Here is an 18,423-nt window from a genome sequence, read left to right as displayed (position 1 = left end):
TCTTGCACCATGGCCGCACCAGGCCCCACCAACCCACCATACTCTAAACGGATCAGAGCGCAGCGCCAAACGCGCTTTGACTTTTGAGGTATGCGCTAAGTTGAAACGTCAACTGTGCTGACCCGGGGTGCGCCTGAGCTGACCCGCGGTGCGCACCAAATAGAGATCGAGTCCGGACCGCCAATGTCGCCTTCTGGCCCATAGCCGACCTCGCAAGTGCCTGCCGCTGAGGTCCGCTTCTGACCCTAAGCTGACATTTTTTTGGATTGCTTTTTGAATGCCCAGAGCGCCGGGTGCTGGCCTGTTTCCGACCTAAGTAGCCTAGTTCGAATTTGCGAGTGGCTCAGTTTGAGTAGGTTCCGATGATTAATTATTTCCCGCTTCGTATCAAAAGATACAGAACCAACCCCGGGGGTGAGTCATTGTCGCTTCATCACGGAGCGGATCTCGGCTTTTGTCCGTGATGAGAACGCCCCTTGCGCTCCCGCCTTCCTCAAACGGAAAGGAGCGCGCTATGACGATCATTCCTCGGCGTCGTTTCAAACAAACAAAATCACTCAAGGAACGGCTTCTCCAAGAAGCCCACAAGCTTTTGGAGGAGGCCAGATTGCTGCCGCACGGACCAGTGCGCGACGCGGCATTATTAAGAGCGAGGCAAGCAGAGACAGCCGCTCATTTGGACGACTGGCTCAGCTCGCCCGGCCTAAAGCCGCCGAAGAAGGACGATCTCCCGGGGCCGAAATAAGGCCGCCTCAGTGGGCGGCCTCTTTTCAAAGGATGCTGAGCAGGTAGGCGAATTCATGATACCTCACCTACCAAGCGCACCCCACGCTACCCCACTTGCACTATGAACCATGTCGCTTAGTGGCCCAAAGCAGAGATGTGTCTTTGCGGCCTTTACTTCGGCAATTAAGTCACAAGCGGACGAGGCTGGTTGCCTCTAGGGCCCCGCTTTTGCTAACGCTCCTCGTCAGGCAGGCACTCGGGACAAGTATCGCCGGTCTCATCAAGAATTTCGGCTACAGCCACAGTTGCTGCCTCCGGTGAAACTCCCGCCGGAGGATGTTGGCGAGCTACGGCGAACGCTCGGTCGCGAGCGTGTGGGTCCGCCCGGTCCTTCGCCCAGCCGTGCTCCTCGCATTCGTGGATGGCGCCGACTTCCTGCAGCACGCTCAGTGCCCATCCGCGCAACGTGCGGACCGCCGGCCGTCTTTCCTTCGTCATCAGCATCGAGATCGCTCCTGCCGGGACGAATCCTTCCGCCCTCCTGCTCGTTCCGAGCGGTTAGCACAGGGCAGGGATTCGCAAATGTGCAGGGTCGATCTTGTCCACCTGTTCCAGGGCGGTCGGTGGACAGCTACCGGTTGGATTTTAGCAGCTGCCGCGCAATCAGGGGAGAGGGGCATCTAGGAACTAGCTTCGATACGTAACCTGCATTTCCTTAGGAGAGATTGCTGCTTTTGCCATGAGACGGCGCGGCGACCACCTCGACCGTTGCGGAAACGGTCATGGTCGGCACTGATCGATCAGCTAGGCTGATAATAGCTCGGGACAAGCTCGACATCGACCGCTTCGGGTCATTTGCGGACGTGACGACGGCCGGTCTGAGTGCGGCTGGAGTCCGCTAAGGGCTGTTATCGGACTCCAGGATTAGAGGGGGAGCTGAGATTAACAACGGTCGCTGGGAGGCAGGACGCGCTTCAGCGTAATGACATCTGGACTATCGGAGTTTCCGTTTTCAACCACTATGATCTCGTCCCCGTTCTGGCTGAGTATCATGTACGCGAGACCCTCGTCAGAGCTTCCCAATAGAGTGGTGCCTTCCCGCCCTCGGTTTACTTTTCCGATTACAGCCAGTCCCTGCACCAGGCCGGAGTAGCGAATCGTGTGCTTGGTTTTCGTCGCGGAAGCTGCGCCTAGCCCGCCCAACCCCACCGGTTTTGTCACCAGAGCAGCGAGAAGGCCTCCAACGGCGGCTTCGTAATGCCCATGCAAGGAAATCTTGTTGCCGTCCTGCTCAAGTTTAAATGCGCAGTCCGGACCTTGCCATTCCTCTGCGATGTCTTGAGGAGTTTCGAGTGTCGCGGCGTGACCCAACTGGCGCAAATAAGCAAGCCGGCTCTCGATCCCCTTAAGAATCTCATCCTGATGCAATCGTTCCTTCTGTTCGACAGATGCCAGTGACGCGATCAAATGTCCCACGTTGGGGTGAGGGTCAGTATCTTGGCGAGCTTGGGCGCACTGTTCGCGAGCCAGTTCCAGAAACCCGCTCTTCAGGAGCTTGTTGCCCAAATTGCTCATCGCGAGAGTGCTGTTCATCGCTGCAGCTTTCTTATAAGCCGCAACAGATTTTATCGGCATTTCCAACTCGTCTAGTGTCGCGCCAATATTGTTCCAGGCTGCTGGCTGCCGGTCACCTTGCGGAATCTTCAGATAGTGATGCAAGGCAATAGCTTTGTTGCCTACCTCGCTTTGCTTGTATGCGAGGTCGAAGCGAATGCTATGGTCGTCGGGTGTCAATTCGATCTGTCGTTCAAGAAGGGGAATGGTGAACGAAATCGGTGTTTCGCTAGCGTTTAGCCGTTGAATTGCCTCCAGCAATACGACTTCTAGATCCGGCTCGCCACGAACCACTGCGCGCAGCCGCCGCAATGCATCCGTCATGCCCGGTTCATTGTTGTCTTTTTTGAATTGCTCGGCGGCGAGCGAGGCAAATCGTGCGATTTGTTCGCTGTCCTTTGATACATCCGTTGCGGCCAGATATGAGTTCGCCGCTTGGCCGTGCCTGTCAAACTTCGCGTAAGCAGAAGCAAGATAGAAAATGGTTTGAGCGCTTTCGGGATTAGCGCTGGCGAGCTTCTGTAGGCTTTTTAATTGACCGCCTTTGCCGAAATAAATGCGCGCCCACTCAATATAAGCTTCCCATGAGGAGCTGTGGTCCCCAACTGCGTAGTCCTCAGTCTTTCTGTATGCCGCATCGATGGCCTTTATTCTATCCCCGTCGTGTTTTCGGATAGCCGAAAAGATCTCGCGTTCGTAGTCTTGGCGAACCCACGTCTCGTCCGGTGTCGATACCTCTGAGTCTTCCCTAATCGCGGGCTCGGGAGGATACGCCGCGGTGACGTTGGGCGCGCCAACGGCCTCTCGAGAGCTGCGCAATTGAAAGGATCGGACCTCCGCTACCAGCGCCCGGTTTATAAGTTGTCGCAAGGTTTCGAGCGAATTGAAGGTGAAAGTAAGTGCATTTTTGTTGGTCGTTTCTTTGAACTCTTTCAGTCGGCGATTCTGCTTGTGGTCAAAGGCTTCGGGTTCGATCGGTCGGTTGGAGAAATAGAGCAGGGCTGACTTTCCCGCAGCGACAAATCGATCAATTTCTTCGACTGTGCCGGACTCCGCGACCCCGGTCGATGTTCCCAATCGCGTCCAGAACATTCCGATGAGAAGGTCGGATTTGTCAACCAACTGCTCATTGATGGCTTGCTGTGGTCGTACATTCGAGCGTGGAGTGGCGTGAGTTTCCCAGGCAATGGGAAGAAGTACCACTGCCTCTGCTTCTGAGTGTTGGGCATTCCAATCGTATATTGCCTCGGTGACGACCGCACGTTCTTGGGGGAGGTCGGAAGGCGAAGCTAGCAGGACGCGAATAATTTTTGCGGTAAATGACATCAGAGGCACTCTTGTTGTTCGACAGGCTGAAGCTAAGGATCGGCGCAGTAGCTCAGCCCTCGACGTCATCGGTATGCCAGCTATTGACCTGTTGGGTTTTTCTCGAGTCCGCTAAGGGCTCTTATCGGACTCTAGACCTATGCGAACCATGGCATGCCAGTTGACTCGACGTACTTCTTGAGATGCTCTGCGCGAGCCTCCGTTTGGAGCGTGACGTACTGCGGGTCGGATTCGGCGGTTTTGAACTTTCCTTCTCTGGCGGCGGAAATCAACATCTGTAGATGGCCACGAGCGGGCGCTGGCACCGGGACATTCGGGTGAATTTCAGCCAGCAGGCATGCAGCTTGATAGAGCCGAAGTGTGGTAGCTCTGCTCCATGGCGACAAATCTGGTCTCTCGAACGTTTTGGTTGCGAAGAGCGTCCTCAGAAGGCGGGGCAATAAGGCCACATAAATCGAAGCTACGATTGAGCTGAAAGTGGTGATCACCAAGACCGGAAGCGGGGCGCTGGATAGCCAGGTCCACACTGTTGCTCCCGTGGCGATCGCAAAGGCGATTGCTATAGGCCAGAAGCCTATGAAATCGAGCACGTGCTTGACCGCTTGCACGACAAACATTCCACTTAGCTTTTTCAGCATAGATTGCCCTCGGCGGAAATGAGCAACTCTTCGTTGTGGGCCATGTAAGGGAAACGGCCATCAGTTTGAAAGGCGTTGTCATGGGTCCTCCCCAGCCGAGATGCAAAACCGGTGGCCTGGCCCCAATTTTTCGCTAGCGGCAGGGGTCGAATCTGATGCAACGCCTTTGGAGCTGTTTTCGATCAGCGAGGCGGTCCTGGCTTATCGGGATCAACAACCCCACTTTGAGCCGGCAGGTCGACAGCGGTTAATGCTAATCGAGCCACGCGATGCGGCCTCCAAGCGTCTCTGCTAAGCCCCAGCTGGGCCTTGAGCGACATCGATCACGTGGCGGTCCGGGCCTACAGTGATCACGATCGTGTAGCTCTTCTGAGCTCCGCCTTGGTCGGTCGGCGGCGCAAGGTGCAGTTGGCCTCCGTACCATTCGCCGGGCAGCAGGGTGTTGTCTTTGATTACGGCCTGCTCGAGCACTGCCATATTGCGCTGGCCTGTCTCGATCGTCGTGGCAATCATCGCCTCGTTCTGCGCGGCCGCATTGTTTTGTGCAATCGCCGCTGCTGTGGGACTGTAGAAGGTGCCCGTTCGACCGCTCGGCGTCGTGTAGCTGCCGTAGCCGGCGCGTGAGGCGCTATATGCGTTTGCGCCGGCTGCGACGCCGGTCAATAGCGCAGCGGCAACCTGCCGGTTCTTTTCTTCCTGGACCAGCATCTCGTAGGTGACGATCTTCATTTCGAAGTCGGAGCCCGCGGCATGTTGCACTGCCTCCACTTGACCCACCCGAAACTCAACGGGCTGTCGGCCCAGGTTATTGATGCCGACGACGAACACGGGCCGGCCGTTAGCTTGGAGCTGTCGGGCTGCCGGCCGAACGAGGACAACGGAGCTCTTCTGTCGAGAGACGAGGGCAGGCTGCCCGTCTCTCATGAGAGCTTGTTGCTGCGGATTGGAGGCCTTGAATGAGACCGTCTCGCCCGCCGTCATGCAGCCGGCCAGGGCGGCGCAAGCCGCCGCCACAATGAAAATGCGCATACTGAAATCCCCCCGTCGAAGGGGCCTAAGCAAGCGCAACTTGCGCGCGAGATCAATAGGCCCTTCGCCGAGCCGGTAAAAATACGGATGAACGGTGACCGGCGAGCGAACGCAAGCGCGGTCTGACCATAACCCGCTTCGGGTTAATGGTGCCTCGGATTTTTCTCAGCGAGCTGAACCTCCTCTCTCAACCTCTCAAGGACCGCCATTGCTTCAAGCAATCTCACCAGATCGGCGACCATGTGTTTCAGAGTGGGCTTGCGCGGCTTTAGGACTCGAGATTTCTGTTTCATCGCGAAACGTCTCCCTGCCAGGACTGACGGATCCGCAAGAACCATGCCGGCAGATTGCAACTGGGGTTTCAGGCAGAGGGCGCTGAACGCGCCAGGGCTATGGGGTGGGCGACCCCTTCCATCCATAGGACTGGCGCGGGATCTGGCCAGTGATGTAGACGTCCTTTTCATCAGAGAGGCGCCAGGCCGCCACTCCGAAGCAGATGGTCAGAACTACGGCTGTTGTTAGCAGCAGCATCGACAGAAACTGGCTCACACCTACACCCCTGAACGCGACGCATGGGCCAGCGACCATGGAACGTCGATTCGGAAAATGCAGATGCGTTGACCTAACGCCGGAATGTCCCCAAGCCTCTGCAGGATTGCGCAAATAACCAGGGTCGCATTCGCTATCCGTCAAAACCACGCCGCCGGCCGCGGTAAACTGGTATTCGGCTTCGCCTGAGAACTTGCAAGCAACCGCCCTGGCTCATCCGGCCGCGGCCGGCGGGCCTAGGTGCTAGGGGGGACCTTTATTGCCGGTGCGAACCGTTCTGAAAAGTTGCGGCCTTCGCATCTCGTGCTGCAGAAAGCGCCGCCGAAATAAACGATGAAGATCCGATAGTCGCCAGAGCTACGAGCAACACGCCGAAAATCAGGCTACGCATTCAACCCTCCCTCAGGGCGATAAACCTGCTCAATATCGGATCGCATTGTTTCAACACCGCTTCGTGCGACGACCAAAATGGCTTCGTGTGGGGCGGTCGGCAAAAGGGGGTGGGAATTTCATGGATCGTCTAAAACAGGCCCGCAACGCGGGGCCCAGCGTTTGCGCATTGCAGCAAAATATCTTGCTATTTTAACAATGGATTGCCTTGTCCGGTGATCGGATTCCATCCGGTCAGCATCTCGCGCGTCCAATTGAGGATTTCGAGTGCACCGGTCACCGGTCGCGGCTTGCCATCGGATCCTGCGGCCGCAGAGTCGTCACGGAAGTGGTAGTAGGCCTGCTCCAAGTTCTTTAGAAACCTCTCCTGAAAAGTCGAATCCGACTCTCCAATCGTCTTGACCAGACAAGTAGCAAGCGCGGCCGCCCCGGCGCGCACGTTCCATTCCTCGTCAGTCATCGCCATGGATCCCCTCCGACGTACTGCAATAGTCGTCATCAACGCGACAGCCGTATCGGGCACCGCCTCCTAAGGACGTGTTAAACCAAATGCAGTCAAGGACGGCACGCCGAACCTTAGGTCGGCGCGCATCTAACCTTTGGTACTTCGGGGATCGGCGCCGTACGTTCGCTCCTCCCGGATGGTACCATCGGCCTTATGCAATACTGCTTGTCCGAGGCCCCCTTGGTCTTCAGCTTTGTGCCCCGCACGGATGGCGGCACCCTCCGCCGCTTTCTGAGTTCGATGGTTTGAAACCAGTTCACCCTTGTGTTTGACAGCCCAGCCTTCCTTCGAAGGAACGGAGTGAAAGACTTGTCGCTTAGCCATGGGTGGGCTCAATACCGAGGCGTACGATGGCCGGTCTGGCCAGAATACGGATTGACGTTTCCGCTCGTGCCGAAATTATCCCGTTGTGTGCCGTTCGGATTGGTCGCGACATAGGGCGCCACGTAAGTGCCGTTGCTGCGGGTGTAGCCGGATGACGAGTGGGTGCTCGGGTTGGAGCCGGTCCCCGTCAGATACTGCGCGTTGGCCGTCGATGCCGCCAGCACAAAGGCCGCAACTAGAAGAAGCTGCTTCATTTCCATTGTCCTCCCCCAAATGACTTTATCAATGTGAGGACGCAACCACAGCAGCGATCAACAGTCCAGTCCAACCTATGGATGAGGTCCACTATCTTACCGGCGGGCCTAGTGAAGGATTGGCCAAAAGCAGCGGCGCTCTAAGCTGCGCTCGGTTACGTGATCACTTCACAGCCCGTTGTCAGACATACAAACCCGACAGCTCAAGGGCCGCCTTGAAGAGGCACAGGTCTTTTGCCCCAACTGACTTGCAACTCCCACAATTTGACAGACAGTATTCGACCGTGGCCGGCTCCCTCTCCAACGAGGAGCCGCTATGTCAGATCCGCCGCTGTACGAAGAGCATCAGGTGCTCAGGCGCTTGAAGCTGAGAGCCTCCGAGCTGGAGGAGCTCCTCAACATCGGCATGGTGGCGCCCGTTGCGCGCAGGGGACGTGACCCGCTGTACTGGGCGATCGACGCTTTGACGACGGACTACCACAACAAGCGCATGGGCTGCGCCCTCTGGTGGGACTTCGATCTCAGAAAGCCCCGCTTGCTTCCGGATCACGCTGAGTGGGCACCGCCGGACGTCCCCTTCTATCCCTTCGACAATGAAGAGCAGCAGTCCTGGACCCGACGATACTTCAAGCTAAAGAGGGCGTGCGCGCCGTTTCCGTACCCGTATCCAGAGCGCCTGGCGCGCCGGCGAGCGAAACTGGAGGCCAAGGCCACGAAGGCGTTCGAGCGGAAGCACGGCATCAAGCGGCCGCGGAAGAGCAGGAAACTCTCGATCGGCAGAGCCCAACTTCGTCGGCAAATGACCCGCGCCGAGCTCCGGGATCTCGTTTGGAGCAAGACACTTATCCGAGCCGGCGCTGATCTCGGCATTTCAGAGTTCGCCCTTCGCCAGCTATGCAAACGTCTGCTGATCCAACTCCCGACCCGCGGACACTTCAATCACAAGGATCCGAAAACGCGGCCGCCGAGGCCGGCGCTGCCGCCGTTAAAGTAATTTTTTACAACGCTGAGCTTGCGCCGGGTCACGCGCGGAGAGGAAGAGCGGTCGTGGCGAGGCTAGTTTGCTTGCTCTGCCTCAGTACTCGCGCGATCAAGGACAAGTTTACCCCACTCGTCAGCTTCATTTTCCAAATATGCGGTCGTTGCAGCTTCCATCATGGGCGATGGTGGGTCAGTCATGTAGGGCAAAGCTTTGCCGTCTCGCTTTCGCTTGCCACGCTGGAAGATATCGCGATATCGAACAGGAGAAATCCCGAGGAACGGCAAAAAGGAAACCTTCCCCTCCGAGATTTTCTCGATATCGATTTCATCTTTGTGCAGTTGCCTTGCTCGGCTTTTTGGATAGGGCTCGATGTAGACAACACACTTAATCCCCGCGGCAAGAATATGCTTGGTGCAATTGTGGCACGGGAACGTTGTTACATAGAGCGTTGCACCTTTCAGGCTCCGCCCCAATCGCGCAGCGTCGCATATTGCGCACATTTCGGCGTGTACCACACGACCAAACTCCGTGAGGTCCAGCACGGCGCAGTTTGCTAGTGGCGCGTCGTTCTCAGCCGAGCCCTTTGATCGCTTTTTTGTGAACGCCTCGACCATGTCAGCTGGACTGCCGAAACTCTTCGCGTGATCAGATAGAAGGTTGCTTTCCTTCATCTTGTCGAAGAACTCCCGCAATAGCTCCAGCTTTATGACGTCGTTGGGATCATAACCGAGCTTAACGTCGCGGTTGTCTGGAAGTTCTGTGTCCCAATATGTGCCTCCGTGAGCTTTCGGCACCTCGTTGCAGCCTTGAGTTATTAGTTCCCCGTCATCTGTAAACGCAGCTGCCCCGACTTGGCGCGACAGATCAGCTGACCGCAATGCGGCCGACTTTGCCGCGTACATGCCGTATTCGGATTTTGTGGGAGAGATATTCGTCTTTCCGAAAAACGCTTGAATGAACCTGGTGAGTTTGGCGTCCATTTCAGCCCGAGCAAGACCATCAATAAAGACGTCGGCCAGGTGAAAGGTCTCGCGAACGTTTTGGCCGAGATCCTCTCCGTCTTCACGAGAGTCCTTATCGATAAGTTGCAGGGCCTTGTGCGAGATTTCATGCTCCGCAGTGCCGGGCGATAAGGTCAGCCGGAGGCGGTCTTCCAACAATTGCCTTCGTTCCTCAACAGGGCCGTATGCAGACACCAAGATGAACTGACGCCCATAAACGCGCCGGAATAGGATTGCTTCGTCGGGCCTTTTCAGCTGCCGGACGATGTATGCGGTAGGTTTTTCTGGAATAGTCCCCGGATCTCCGGAAATGCTTCGGCGTTTGCCCGCGATGGCCCGCATTGCGATCCGTGCCATCGTCGCAGCGTCGTCGAATTCCTTGCAGAGCGCGTTGGCGTAGGCGATCTTGTGGGTCACCTCAGAAAAGAAATTTCGCTCGGAAGGAATTTCGACAGGAAATCTCTGCAGCTGGTACTGATGTGCCTTGAGCATCTCCTTGGTCAGGTGTATCGGAAAGGCCTCGTAGCTAACGGCGCGCAGCGCAGCAGTCAGGCTCTCGCATATCGCGTCCATGTTCACGCCGATAGGACCCACAATGCCAAAGACCAACTCTGGCAAAAGTGTCGGTTTGGTCGCTGGCGGCATCGGGAACCCTATCTTATTAATTGAATTCTATTGGTATATCGCGAGATTCAGTGCAATCTGATTCGTGTCAAATCAGGAGGGGGAAAAGTGGCCAAAGTCACTATCCGGAAGGAAGAGCTGGAACGGGTAAGGCAGGTTGCCGAGCGTACAGCCAGGCGGACAAATGAGCGCGTCATCGTCGCGCATGATCGCGTCGAATTGCAGGATGATGAGCAGGCGGGCTCATGCCAAGTTCAGGAAGCTGGAATGGTTAATTTCCGTTAGTACCTTGATTTGCGTCGACAGGCCAGGGTCCGCATTGCGGGCCCTTTTTTGTGTTGCATCAGGCTATTAGCCGCCACCCAGCGGCGTCAAAGGTATCTCCGTCGTCCGGTAACGCCTGGTCTGGCGGGCTTATGCCAGGTACGGTGACACGTCCGTTGCCCTAGAGGCCAGCTCTCCCTCGACCTTGTCGATCTGCGCCTGATTAGTCTCGATAAATGAGGCGAGTTCGTCTCGCGTCATCTCCGATAGCGACTTTCGTTGCGGCGCAAGATCCTTCTTCGTTGGCACGATATGTCCGGCGCGGTCCAGGACCTTCATGGACAAATCTGCTCGGACGCGCGCACTGACGCGTTCATCCTGGAGCAGCGACTTCGCCACCCGGTAAGCGAGCGGCGCGCCGACGGCGGCGAGGTCGAGCTGGATCGATGCCGAGATGGCTTCGGCGACCGTCGGCAAGCGTAGGGCCCGATAGACCGACTTCGGGTGATAGCCGGCCATCACCGCTGCTTCCTCCGGGGGCTTTCCTTCGATCACGATGCAGCGCACGAGTTCGCGCTGCTGATCACTCAATTCCGTGGATGCTACCAAGGCCACCATTGCTTTGCTCTCCGATTACTGGTCGCGCGACGCGTTCGCTGCCGCGATGAGCCGGCGCAGATCCAAGTTGTATCGCGGCACGTCGTAGTTCTTTACCGGCCGCTCCAGCAGGTAGGCGGCGAGGTTCGGGTCGAACCATGCGGCGTTGACGATCTCGTCGACGTTCTGCCGTCCCGAAGGCAGCATCTCCATAAGCAGCTTCATACGCTTGATGATGCCACCGCCCTTGAGGTCGCCATAGAGGTGACGGAAACCGAGCTGAACGGCTGTTGGGATGCCGATCTTTTCAGCCGTGTCCGAGCCAACAGTCGCTCGCTTCTCCGCCTCTTTGAAGTACGACAGGATCTTGTGGGCCTGCCGGAGATTGTTCATCTCCTCCGGCGAGAAGGTCTTGGCGAGCAGTGTCTCGTTATCCTTGAATTCCTTCGCGAGCCGAGCGAACTGCACCTCGAGCGTTTCGCCGACTTGCCGCGTGCTTTGCACCTTGTCTGCTAAGACCTCCGACATCGCAGCTTTCCAGCCGCGTTGTGCCTGCGCGTCGTGACGGACAAGGGCGTTGATCTCGTCGAGCTTGCGAGAAGAATCGTACCCACCACCCAAGATTTTGGTGGCGGCGTCTCGCGGATCCTCGCGAAGCAGTGTTCCGATCACCGATCGGTCGATCTCGGCCTCTGTGGCCTTCCGCGAGGTCCGAGCTGCTTCTAGATCGGCTCGCGCTTGCGAGGATAGCTGCTCGCCGCGACGCGCCTGGGTGACGATGTCGTCGAACTCCCGCCGGATCGCCGGAAATTGCGTCAGGATTTCCGCGTGGCTGTTCGCCCACGCCGCTGCACGGGCCGGGTTGATCGTGCCATCCGGGTTCAGCGCGGACATAGCCAGGCTCGAGCGGTAGTGGTCACGGAGCGCGGTCTCGCCGGCCGTCATGGCCGGAGACCCTTGGAGAGCGCGCGGCACTGTTGCCGCACTCTCCGGCGTCGCCAAGAACCTGCCCGCCGTCTCGCTGGGCGGCGTGGCGCCGCGGTTGAGCTCGCCGTCGGCATTCTGACCGCCGCGATCGATCGCCCGGGTAAACTTCGCCATCGCGTCGTTCGGCTCCGGACGGAAACGCTCGGCAAAGCCCCGATAATTCGTGTTGGCCTCGGCGTAGCCGGGCGCGTCCTCGATCGTGCGATTGATCGAGCGCCGGAGGGCGGCCAGGTTGTCCGCGAGGTCGAAGTTGCCGCGTGCCTGCGCCTGCTGCTGCGCGGGACCGATGAACTTGCGGAGGTCGGCCAGATCGCCGCCGTTGGCCGTGCCGGGGCCGCCGAGGTTTGTTCCCGTTTCGGGATCTATGACCGGACGCAACGCATCGAGGCGCCGCATGAAGTCCTCCGGCAGCGTACCGGGCGCGAGATCGTTCGCCTGACGGCGGATGCGGTCGATCGCGCCAAACACGTCGTCGGCCGGCAATTCGTCGTTGCGGCCCGGCGCGGTGTCGAACTGGCGGTTTTTCTCGGCTCGGGCCGGGAGATAGGTGTCTTCGACGAGAGCACGGTCGAACCTGCGAGAGGCGTTCGCCCTTGCTTCCGTATTGGCGACGGCGCCGAGCGGTTGCCCCTGATCGCGTCGGATCCGATCGACCGAGTTGACGGCGTCCTCCCGCTGTAGAATATCGCCTTTCGCGGCGTTCATGCGCTCCGCGCGCGCTTCGGCTGCGCGGCGCATCACTGAGCCGAGATCTGCCTCCGGATCCCGCATCGCCTCTACACGCTCGGCGGCAGCAGCCTTGACGTTCTGATCGCGCTTGACGAAATCGGGTGACGATTTGAGACGCGCGCCCTGCTCGGCAGCGATCAAGCCGGGATCTCGCGAGAGCAGTGCAGACGTCGGCATGGCCGAAGCTTGAAGCGGCACTGCGCCATCTTCAGGCCTCTCAAGCGCGGCCGCGTTCTCACGGATGTCCTGAGCCAGAGCTCGAGGCGAGCCGGTCGTCGCTGATTGGAGCTTTGCTGCAGCCCGGTCGACATCGGACTGGCTGTACGGCGCCTTTGTCGACGGGTTGAGCGGGATCGGTGCAGGTGCGGTCGATAATGTCTTCGACGCGATGTTGCGGATCAGGCCGCCTAGGCCTTCGACGCTCGCTTGCAAGGTGTTCGCGCCCGAAGCTCCTGCCAGTGGAGCAAGCAGGTTTGTAACGTCCTTGAGGCCATGCCCGACATAGTGGCCAAAGACGCTGGCGTCATTGGGAACGTAGTTGTCGGAAGCGTTGACCGCGACGCCGGCGCCAATGCCGCCGATCGCATCGCCAACGTGCGCGCGCGTGGGGGTCTCGACATACGGGCGCGCGAAGGCGTCCCCTACCCGGCCGAGGAAGGTTTCCGACGGGACGACGGCTTCGGCCACTTGCGGCGCGCGCTGCGCCAGCATGGCGCCGGTGCCGACGGCTTGCGTGCCGAAGCGGTTGGCGTCGTAGGCGAGCTTTTCGCTCCGCGACATTGTGGCCGGGTCGATGCCCGGAAGGACCGAGGTGGCCTTCTCGAGGAGCTTAGACGCCGGAATGGCGTACGGGATGTTGGTGTCGAAGACACGATTGATCCCGCCCGTGACGAGGTTCTGCGCGCCGGCCACAAGGTCGAGAGGCCCGGTGGCGATGTCCGCGAGACCCTTGCCGACGCCCTGTGCGCCGACCGTGAAGTCGCGTACAGCGCCGCCGACGCTGCTCGGAAGGAGCGACGCGGGGCGATCGACCGGCTTTGGTTGCTGCGGCACATCCGCTGGCGCCACGTAGATGCGGCCCTGCGGCGTCGTGACGGGCACGGCCATTTGCGGCGTAGCGGGCGCACCGGGTTGGTCGAGCGAGAACCCAGGAGGAAGCGGCGGCAGGGCCGGCGCCGCGGATTGCGGCGGCGCGTCGAGCTGGAAGCCCGGCGGGAGCGGCGGGATGAGGTCCTCAAACGAGATCTTAGGCGAGACCTTTTCCGCCGACGGCTTAGAGCCCGGAATCGAGCTCAACGCGCGCTGAATATCCGCCCGCGTGAAGTCGTCGGGGAATTCGTGCTGTTTGCCTTCGAAGTCGATGATTTGCGGCATCGTCAGTGCGCCTCGAAGGCCAAGTTGAAATCCTCCAAGACCAAATTCGATCGGCCCGCGCTCCGTGCATGCGCCGTGAGTTCGCCGAACGACGTTTCTACGTCGACGGGCGCGGGAATCCGCAGTCCTATGTTGAGGTCGGTCACCGCTGCACCCATCAACTCAGCCCCGTTCCGGAGATAATCCACTTCGTCGAGGAAATCTTCATGGCAGTAGCGATGCCCGCAGCCGAGAGCGACCGGCTGCCCGTCGCGCCCGTGCCGGCGAGCATGAGCGTGTCGGAGGTGATCGCGATCGTAAGATTGCCAGAGCCGGTCTCGTTCACGAACGTCACCGTCGTCCCGATCGGGTACGCCACGCTCGCGTTCGCCGGGATCGTGTAGGTGTGGGCGCCTATGGCGTTATGATAGATGTGCTTCTGCGCGTCCGATGCGACCAGAGTGTAAGTGCCGCTTTGCGCGTTCTGCGGAATGTTGCTGAACAATTGCGCGTCAGCATTGACCACGCCCCCGGTAACTTGGATCGTTCCGTTCAAGCTATTGGAACGTTTCGCCGCCTTGCCGGTCGTGCCGCTGAACAACATGAGCTCGCTATCAACCGACGCCGCCGCACCGACGACCGCATTGGCCAGGGTACTCGCAGCGTTGCTTGCGGACGTCGCTGCCGCGGTCGCGGATCCGGACGCCGCCGTGGCGCTCGAAGCCGCATTCGTCGCCGAAGTGGCAGCCGCCGTCGCGCTGGTCGCCGCATTCGTAGCGGAGGTTGATGCCGCGCCGGCAGCCGCTTCGGCGTCGTCCTTCGCGGCCAGAATGGCGTCAACCGACGTCGTGTCGCCGATGCTGGCCTTGACGTCGAGCGCGAGCTGGTCCCATCCGATTGCTTCGTTTGCAACCTGTCCGTCCGATCGAATCGCCGTCTTGATGAAATCGATCGTTTCAGCCAGAGATGCCGCCACCAAATTGAGGTCGGAATGGAGTTGCCCGGCCGGCAGCGGACGCGTCGGGTTCGCGTTCTGGTAGCTGACGTAATCATACTGGCGCGTGTATTTGGTCGGATAGCTCATCAGTGCGCCTTGATGATGTAGTTGAGCACGATGCCCGGCGGAGGCGTCTGGATCGGAGTGCTGGTGCCGCCTTGTGGATTCATCGCGATACTCGCGGTACCGTTGGAAACCACACTGGCTGGGCGGTTTCGCGGGAAGTCGGTCGACCCGCCCGGAGGATTCAGGGAAGCCGTGCCGAAGTCGTTGACCTGAACGAGACTGCTCGTGGACGTCACAGACACTGTCGCCGAAGCAACCGATGGCGTGTACGGCGGCAAGTTTGCCGTCAAGAGCGTACGGCTTTGTTGGCCACCAGACGCGCCAAGGGTTGTGCTGTCGATGCCGCCCCCCGCCGCCGTCAATCGGCCCGTGCTGCCCTGATCGAGCCCAAATGGTGTCCGGCCTCGCATATCGGGCAGACTGAAATGCGTTGCATCCGCAGCGCCATGCGTCGTTCCGATCGCAGCAAACAGCCCCGGATAGTCCGTTCGCACCAAAGATTGGCCATTGCAGAGTAACCAACCGGTGGGCGCGGTGCTGCCGGCAAAAGGCACAACCATGCCAGCCGGAAACAGCAAATTGGCTAGGGGGCTGGCGATGCCAGCGGCATCGAGTTTCTGATACGTTACGTTAGAGTCCGCCAGCTTGTTCGTCGTCACAGCGCCTGTCGCGAGTTTCGAATTGGCGACCACGCCATCGGCAAGCTTGTTGCCGGCGACGGCGCCATCGGCCAGCTTCGCCGAGGTGATCGAGCCGTCGGTGATCGCTACCGCCGCACTGAAGTCGGCGATCGCGTCCCATTTCGCTGGCTCGAAGTCTGCGCCCGAGGTGTGGGTGATATTGGCTACGCAGAAGATAGAGTTGCGGAAGATTGTGTCCACATCGGCCGTGTAGAGGACGCCGCTTCGCCATTGTTTCGGGGCGCTGAAGCCAATCCTCACGCTGCTATCGAACTGCGCTTGGCCGACGCTACCTCGCTTCAAAACGCCATCGGCATCTTGTATCTTCGCGAGATTCTGCTGCGTATCGTCGAGGGCGACTTTGACTGCATTGAACTCAGCATCGAGTGAGCTACCTGACTGCTGAGAGTTCGGGTTTTCAGCGCTGAACAGCGCAAAGGACGACTGACGGTCGTAGGGCGTGGATGACATTGCTCGCCGACGGGGTGAGAGGAGGTGCGCGGGATTGCGCGGTGGGTGCCGTCGGCGAAGCGGCGTTGCGTCCGTGGGATGAAGTGTAACTCAGACGCGGTTATTGGAAAGTGAATACTAGCGGGCGCGTTCGTTTCTTAAATCTTGGATCGCCTTGCGTCTCTTCTCGTCTTCAGCATTGAGGGCGCTCCATTCACCGCACCACTGGCTGTACGCTGTCGCGGGCCACCGGTGGATCGGAAGCCAAGCGTGATCTGGTATGTAGGCGTTCTCGAACTGACGCTCTTTATGAGCGAGTTGTAGGTGTTCGTTCGTCGGAATGACATTCGGTGGAAAGCGTCGGCATACTCCCTCTGTCGAGCCAGGAGTTATCCCAGCTGGGTAGCCGTCACTCTCCGTCCAGAATCTACAATTCGCACACCATTTGACGGCTTCTTCTTTGCTGCGTTTAAACATGAAGAACCCCGAAAATGACCGTTTTCAAAAGACCCTGAACTTCTCAAGAATCTGAAATTTAGTCGAGCGGCTTTGCGGCCTTTGGACTGCGAACGGCGGGCTCCCCCCCGGGGGTCGGAAGCGGGCCGGGGGTGTAGGTCGGCTGGGACCGGCGCTTGCGCATCGCCTCGCGCGTCAATCGCGCCAGTCCGTCGTCGATCGTGTGCGCCAGGTGCTCCATCATCATGCGCCCTTGCGCGGTGAGGGCGTCGCCCCGATTCAAGGTCGCCATGCGTGACCGCTCGAGATTGCGTTTCGCTCTCACACCTTGAGCTGTCAACGCACGACAAGTTTCGAACTCAACTATTGCAGCGAGGTATTTGCTGTCGTCTTCTCCGGCGGCAGCAACTCGATTCAACGCGATCACTGCGGAATCTTGTGAAGGTGTAACTTGCTTCTTCATGCGTGCTCCCCTTGGTCGCGTCTCATCCTAGCTAAGTCATTGACGCAACGCGAATCTCGGAGTCACAAACACACCTGCGAGATAGCCATTTCTTGTATGGTGATGCGCGATTTCAAAACCCGACAGAAGCGCGCAAATCGATAAATGCGCAAAACCATCAACGTCTAAGCTGTCGGGTTTTACGTATTAGACTTTTATCGACAAAATATTCGTTGCTGAATTTTCAACAGAGCGCATCCTGATCGCGGGTCGAAAGCCCGAAACATCAGCCGATAGCCATTCCGGTCAGCGGCGATCACAAATCTTGTCCAGGGGCCGCGCGCGTATGTCCAAGGCGCACGCCCAAAGGTGCGCGGGGCCGTCTGATGTCGGTCATTTCGCCCCTGGACTTTGGCTCTTGCTCGAAAGGCAAAACATCATGACCGCTTCGCTTGCTCTCCGCTCGACCGTCACCCCCTCCGAAACCGATATTGGCCGCACGCTCGCCGGAAAGAACGTTGACCTCCTCTTCATCATCGATGGGCCGTACGCACTTATTCAGTGCCAAGTGAGTTCGGCTGTTGCGGCCGCTATGCTGGCTCCCCTCAAGGGTAAGGCCGCCGGCCAATTCCGCGCCTTGGCGGGAAACTTAGTCGAGATCGACGCCGCGGTGACATTGCCGATGGCTGAGCGGATGCTCAAGGCGAGGGACGCGACGGAGGCTCGCTTGCAGCTGCACTGATGGTGTAAGCGCGACGGCGGGTGGCCAACAGCTGCCCGCCGTGCTTCCGCGGTGCTTCCGGCGGGATTCTGCGAAAGAGCACGATGGGGCTAAGCGATTGAGTTAAATGGTGCTGCCAGACAGGATTGAACTGTCGACCTCTCCATTACCAATGGAGTGCTCTACCACTGAGCTACGGCAGCATGTGCTGGTGAAGAATCGGGCGCCCGAGGGGCGCTACCAAGCGGGCCGATATCTGCCACAAGCCCCCCTCCTGTGCAAGCTTGCTCGGCCCGTCAAAACGAGAAAATCGGGCCGATATCAGGGCCAAACTGCTCGTTTTTGCGCGAAACGGTCGACTTTCCGGCGATTCGGGCCCCGATATCCCCCGCCAACTGGCCAGTTGCCCCAGGCACCGGATTCGATCCATTTCGCGTTTCGCACGAATGGATCGCGCCGGCCTCTTGAGCTGTCGCCATTCGGTGGCATCCTGCGCCGACCGTTGTGATGGATCCGTGATGGCCGACGAGACCGACAAGAGCACGAACCAGGCGAGGACGTCCCGCGACGACCGCTTGAAATCGGCGCTGCGCGAAAACCTGAAGCGGCGGAAAGTGCAGGCGCGCGAACGCGCCGCAAGCACCGACCCCTCGCAGGATGACGATGGTTCCCTAAATGAGGGGGCCGCCGCAAAGCCGGCACCTAAGAATTTGGAATGA

At 59.1% G+C, this 18,423-nt stretch carries 20 protein-coding genes and 1 tRNA gene; 5 read left to right on the top strand and 16 right to left on the bottom strand.

The genetic code is table 11. The features are described 5' to 3' along the window. The first annotated feature begins 514 nt into the window (after positions 1-514). A complete protein-coding gene (locus XI03_RS26940; protein WP_333936305.1) occupies positions 515-745 on the top strand; it encodes a hypothetical protein in 231 nt (76 codons plus the stop codon). A 212-nt stretch (positions 746-957) separates the two neighbouring features. Here XI03_RS26940 and XI03_RS26935 read toward each other — a convergent pair whose 3' ends face one another. The 8 genes from XI03_RS26935 to XI03_RS26905 all read right to left on the bottom strand — a co-directional run bounded on the left by XI03_RS26935 (position 958) and on the right by XI03_RS26905 (position 7,355). Continuing rightward, positions 958-1,230: a hypothetical protein gene (locus tag XI03_RS26935; protein WP_271593788.1), complete on the bottom strand. Its 273-nt coding sequence runs from the start codon at positions 1,228-1,230 to the stop codon at positions 958-960. 438 nt (positions 1,231-1,668) lie between these two features. Next, entirely contained in the window at positions 1,669-3,666 is a 1,998-nt protein-coding gene (locus XI03_RS26930; RefSeq protein WP_271593787.1) for a hypothetical protein, read from the bottom strand. Positions 3,667-3,803: 137 nt separating this feature from the next. Then, positions 3,804-4,304, bottom strand: a complete 501-nt coding sequence (locus XI03_RS26925) for a hypothetical protein (protein ID WP_271593786.1) — start codon at positions 4,302-4,304, stop codon at positions 3,804-3,806. 291 nt (positions 4,305-4,595) lie between these two features. Further along, the gene (locus XI03_RS26920; RefSeq protein ID WP_271593785.1) at positions 4,596-5,333 is read right to left on the bottom strand and encodes a hypothetical protein; all 738 of its coding nucleotides are present in this window, start codon (positions 5,331-5,333) and stop codon (positions 4,596-4,598) included. Between the two features lie 805 nt (positions 5,334-6,138). Continuing rightward, entirely contained in the window at positions 6,139-6,273 is a 135-nt protein-coding gene (locus tag XI03_RS26915) for a hypothetical protein (RefSeq protein WP_271593784.1), read from the bottom strand. Positions 6,274-6,459: 186 nt separating this feature from the next. Next, the gene (locus XI03_RS26910; protein WP_271593783.1) at positions 6,460-6,738 is read right to left on the bottom strand and encodes a hypothetical protein; all 279 of its coding nucleotides are present in this window, start codon (positions 6,736-6,738) and stop codon (positions 6,460-6,462) included. Between the two features lie 126 nt (positions 6,739-6,864). Then, the gene (locus tag XI03_RS40590; protein ID WP_442869745.1) at positions 6,865-7,101 is read right to left on the bottom strand and encodes a DUF2188 domain-containing protein; all 237 of its coding nucleotides are present in this window, start codon (positions 7,099-7,101) and stop codon (positions 6,865-6,867) included. Between the two features lie 8 nt (positions 7,102-7,109). Next, a complete protein-coding gene (locus XI03_RS26905) occupies positions 7,110-7,355 on the bottom strand; it encodes a hypothetical protein (RefSeq protein ID WP_271593782.1) in 246 nt (81 codons plus the stop codon). Positions 7,356-7,671: 316 nt separating this feature from the next. Between XI03_RS26905 and XI03_RS26900 the strand changes: the two genes are divergently transcribed. Continuing rightward, a complete protein-coding gene (locus XI03_RS26900; RefSeq protein ID WP_271593781.1) occupies positions 7,672-8,349 on the top strand; it encodes a hypothetical protein in 678 nt (225 codons plus the stop codon). A gap of 62 nt (positions 8,350-8,411) precedes the next feature. Here the strand turns inward: XI03_RS26900 and XI03_RS26895 are convergent, their stop codons facing one another. Beyond that, positions 8,412-9,983 carry an anti-phage dCTP deaminase gene (locus XI03_RS26895; RefSeq protein WP_271593780.1) on the bottom strand — a complete coding sequence of 524 codons (1,572 nt, stop codon included), beginning with the start codon at positions 9,981-9,983 and terminating at the stop codon, positions 8,412-8,414. A gap of 87 nt (positions 9,984-10,070) precedes the next feature. On the opposite strand from XI03_RS26895, the gene XI03_RS26890 reads away from it, so the two are divergent. Continuing rightward, positions 10,071-10,247 carry a hypothetical protein gene (locus XI03_RS26890; protein ID WP_271593779.1) on the top strand — a complete coding sequence of 59 codons (177 nt, stop codon included), beginning with the start codon at positions 10,071-10,073 and terminating at the stop codon, positions 10,245-10,247. 129 nt (positions 10,248-10,376) lie between these two features. Here XI03_RS26890 and XI03_RS26885 read toward each other — a convergent pair whose 3' ends face one another. The 5 genes from XI03_RS26885 to XI03_RS26865 all read right to left on the bottom strand — a co-directional run bounded on the left by XI03_RS26885 (position 10,377) and on the right by XI03_RS26865 (position 17,004). Further along, positions 10,377-10,844, bottom strand: coding sequence for a hypothetical protein (locus XI03_RS26885; RefSeq protein WP_271593778.1), 468 nt, complete (start codon positions 10,842-10,844; stop codon positions 10,377-10,379). 15 nt (positions 10,845-10,859) lie between these two features. Beyond that, positions 10,860-13,913 carry a hypothetical protein gene (locus XI03_RS26880; RefSeq protein ID WP_271593777.1) on the bottom strand — a complete coding sequence of 1,018 codons (3,054 nt, stop codon included), beginning with the start codon at positions 13,911-13,913 and terminating at the stop codon, positions 10,860-10,862. A 157-nt stretch (positions 13,914-14,070) separates the two neighbouring features. Further along, the gene (locus XI03_RS26875; protein ID WP_271593776.1) at positions 14,071-14,976 is read right to left on the bottom strand and encodes a hypothetical protein; all 906 of its coding nucleotides are present in this window, start codon (positions 14,974-14,976) and stop codon (positions 14,071-14,073) included. Next, positions 14,976-16,106, bottom strand: coding sequence for a phage tail protein (locus tag XI03_RS26870; protein ID WP_271593775.1), 1,131 nt, complete (start codon positions 16,104-16,106; stop codon positions 14,976-14,978). The genes XI03_RS26875 and XI03_RS26870 overlap by 1 nt, the downstream gene beginning before the upstream one ends. Before the next feature lie 514 nt (positions 16,107-16,620). Further along, positions 16,621-17,004 (bottom strand): hypothetical protein, encoded by a 384-nt coding sequence (locus XI03_RS26865; RefSeq protein WP_271593774.1) that lies wholly within the window; start codon positions 17,002-17,004, stop codon positions 16,621-16,623. Between the two features lie 418 nt (positions 17,005-17,422). On the opposite strand from XI03_RS26865, the gene XI03_RS26860 reads away from it, so the two are divergent. Further along, positions 17,423-17,725 (top strand): hypothetical protein, encoded by a 303-nt coding sequence (locus XI03_RS26860; RefSeq protein WP_271593773.1) that lies wholly within the window; start codon positions 17,423-17,425, stop codon positions 17,723-17,725. Positions 17,726-17,832: 107 nt separating this feature from the next. Here the strand turns inward: XI03_RS26860 and XI03_RS26855 are convergent. Continuing rightward, positions 17,833-17,907: transfer RNA gene (locus XI03_RS26855), tRNA-Thr, on the bottom strand. A gap of 93 nt (positions 17,908-18,000) precedes the next feature. Continuing rightward, on the bottom strand, positions 18,001-18,183 hold the full coding sequence (locus XI03_RS26850; RefSeq protein WP_271593772.1) for a hypothetical protein: 183 nt from the start codon (positions 18,181-18,183) through the stop codon (positions 18,001-18,003). A 39-nt stretch (positions 18,184-18,222) separates the two neighbouring features. On the opposite strand from XI03_RS26850, the gene XI03_RS26845 reads away from it, so the two are divergent. Continuing rightward, on the top strand, positions 18,223-18,423 hold the full coding sequence (locus tag XI03_RS26845; protein ID WP_271593771.1) for a hypothetical protein: 201 nt from the start codon (positions 18,223-18,225) through the stop codon (positions 18,421-18,423).

Source organism: Bradyrhizobium sp. CCBAU 65884 (assembly GCF_028128835.1).
Classification (GTDB): Bacteria; Pseudomonadota; Alphaproteobacteria; order Rhizobiales; family Xanthobacteraceae; genus Bradyrhizobium; species Bradyrhizobium ottawaense.
This window is presented reverse-complemented; position numbering and strand designations above follow the sequence as displayed.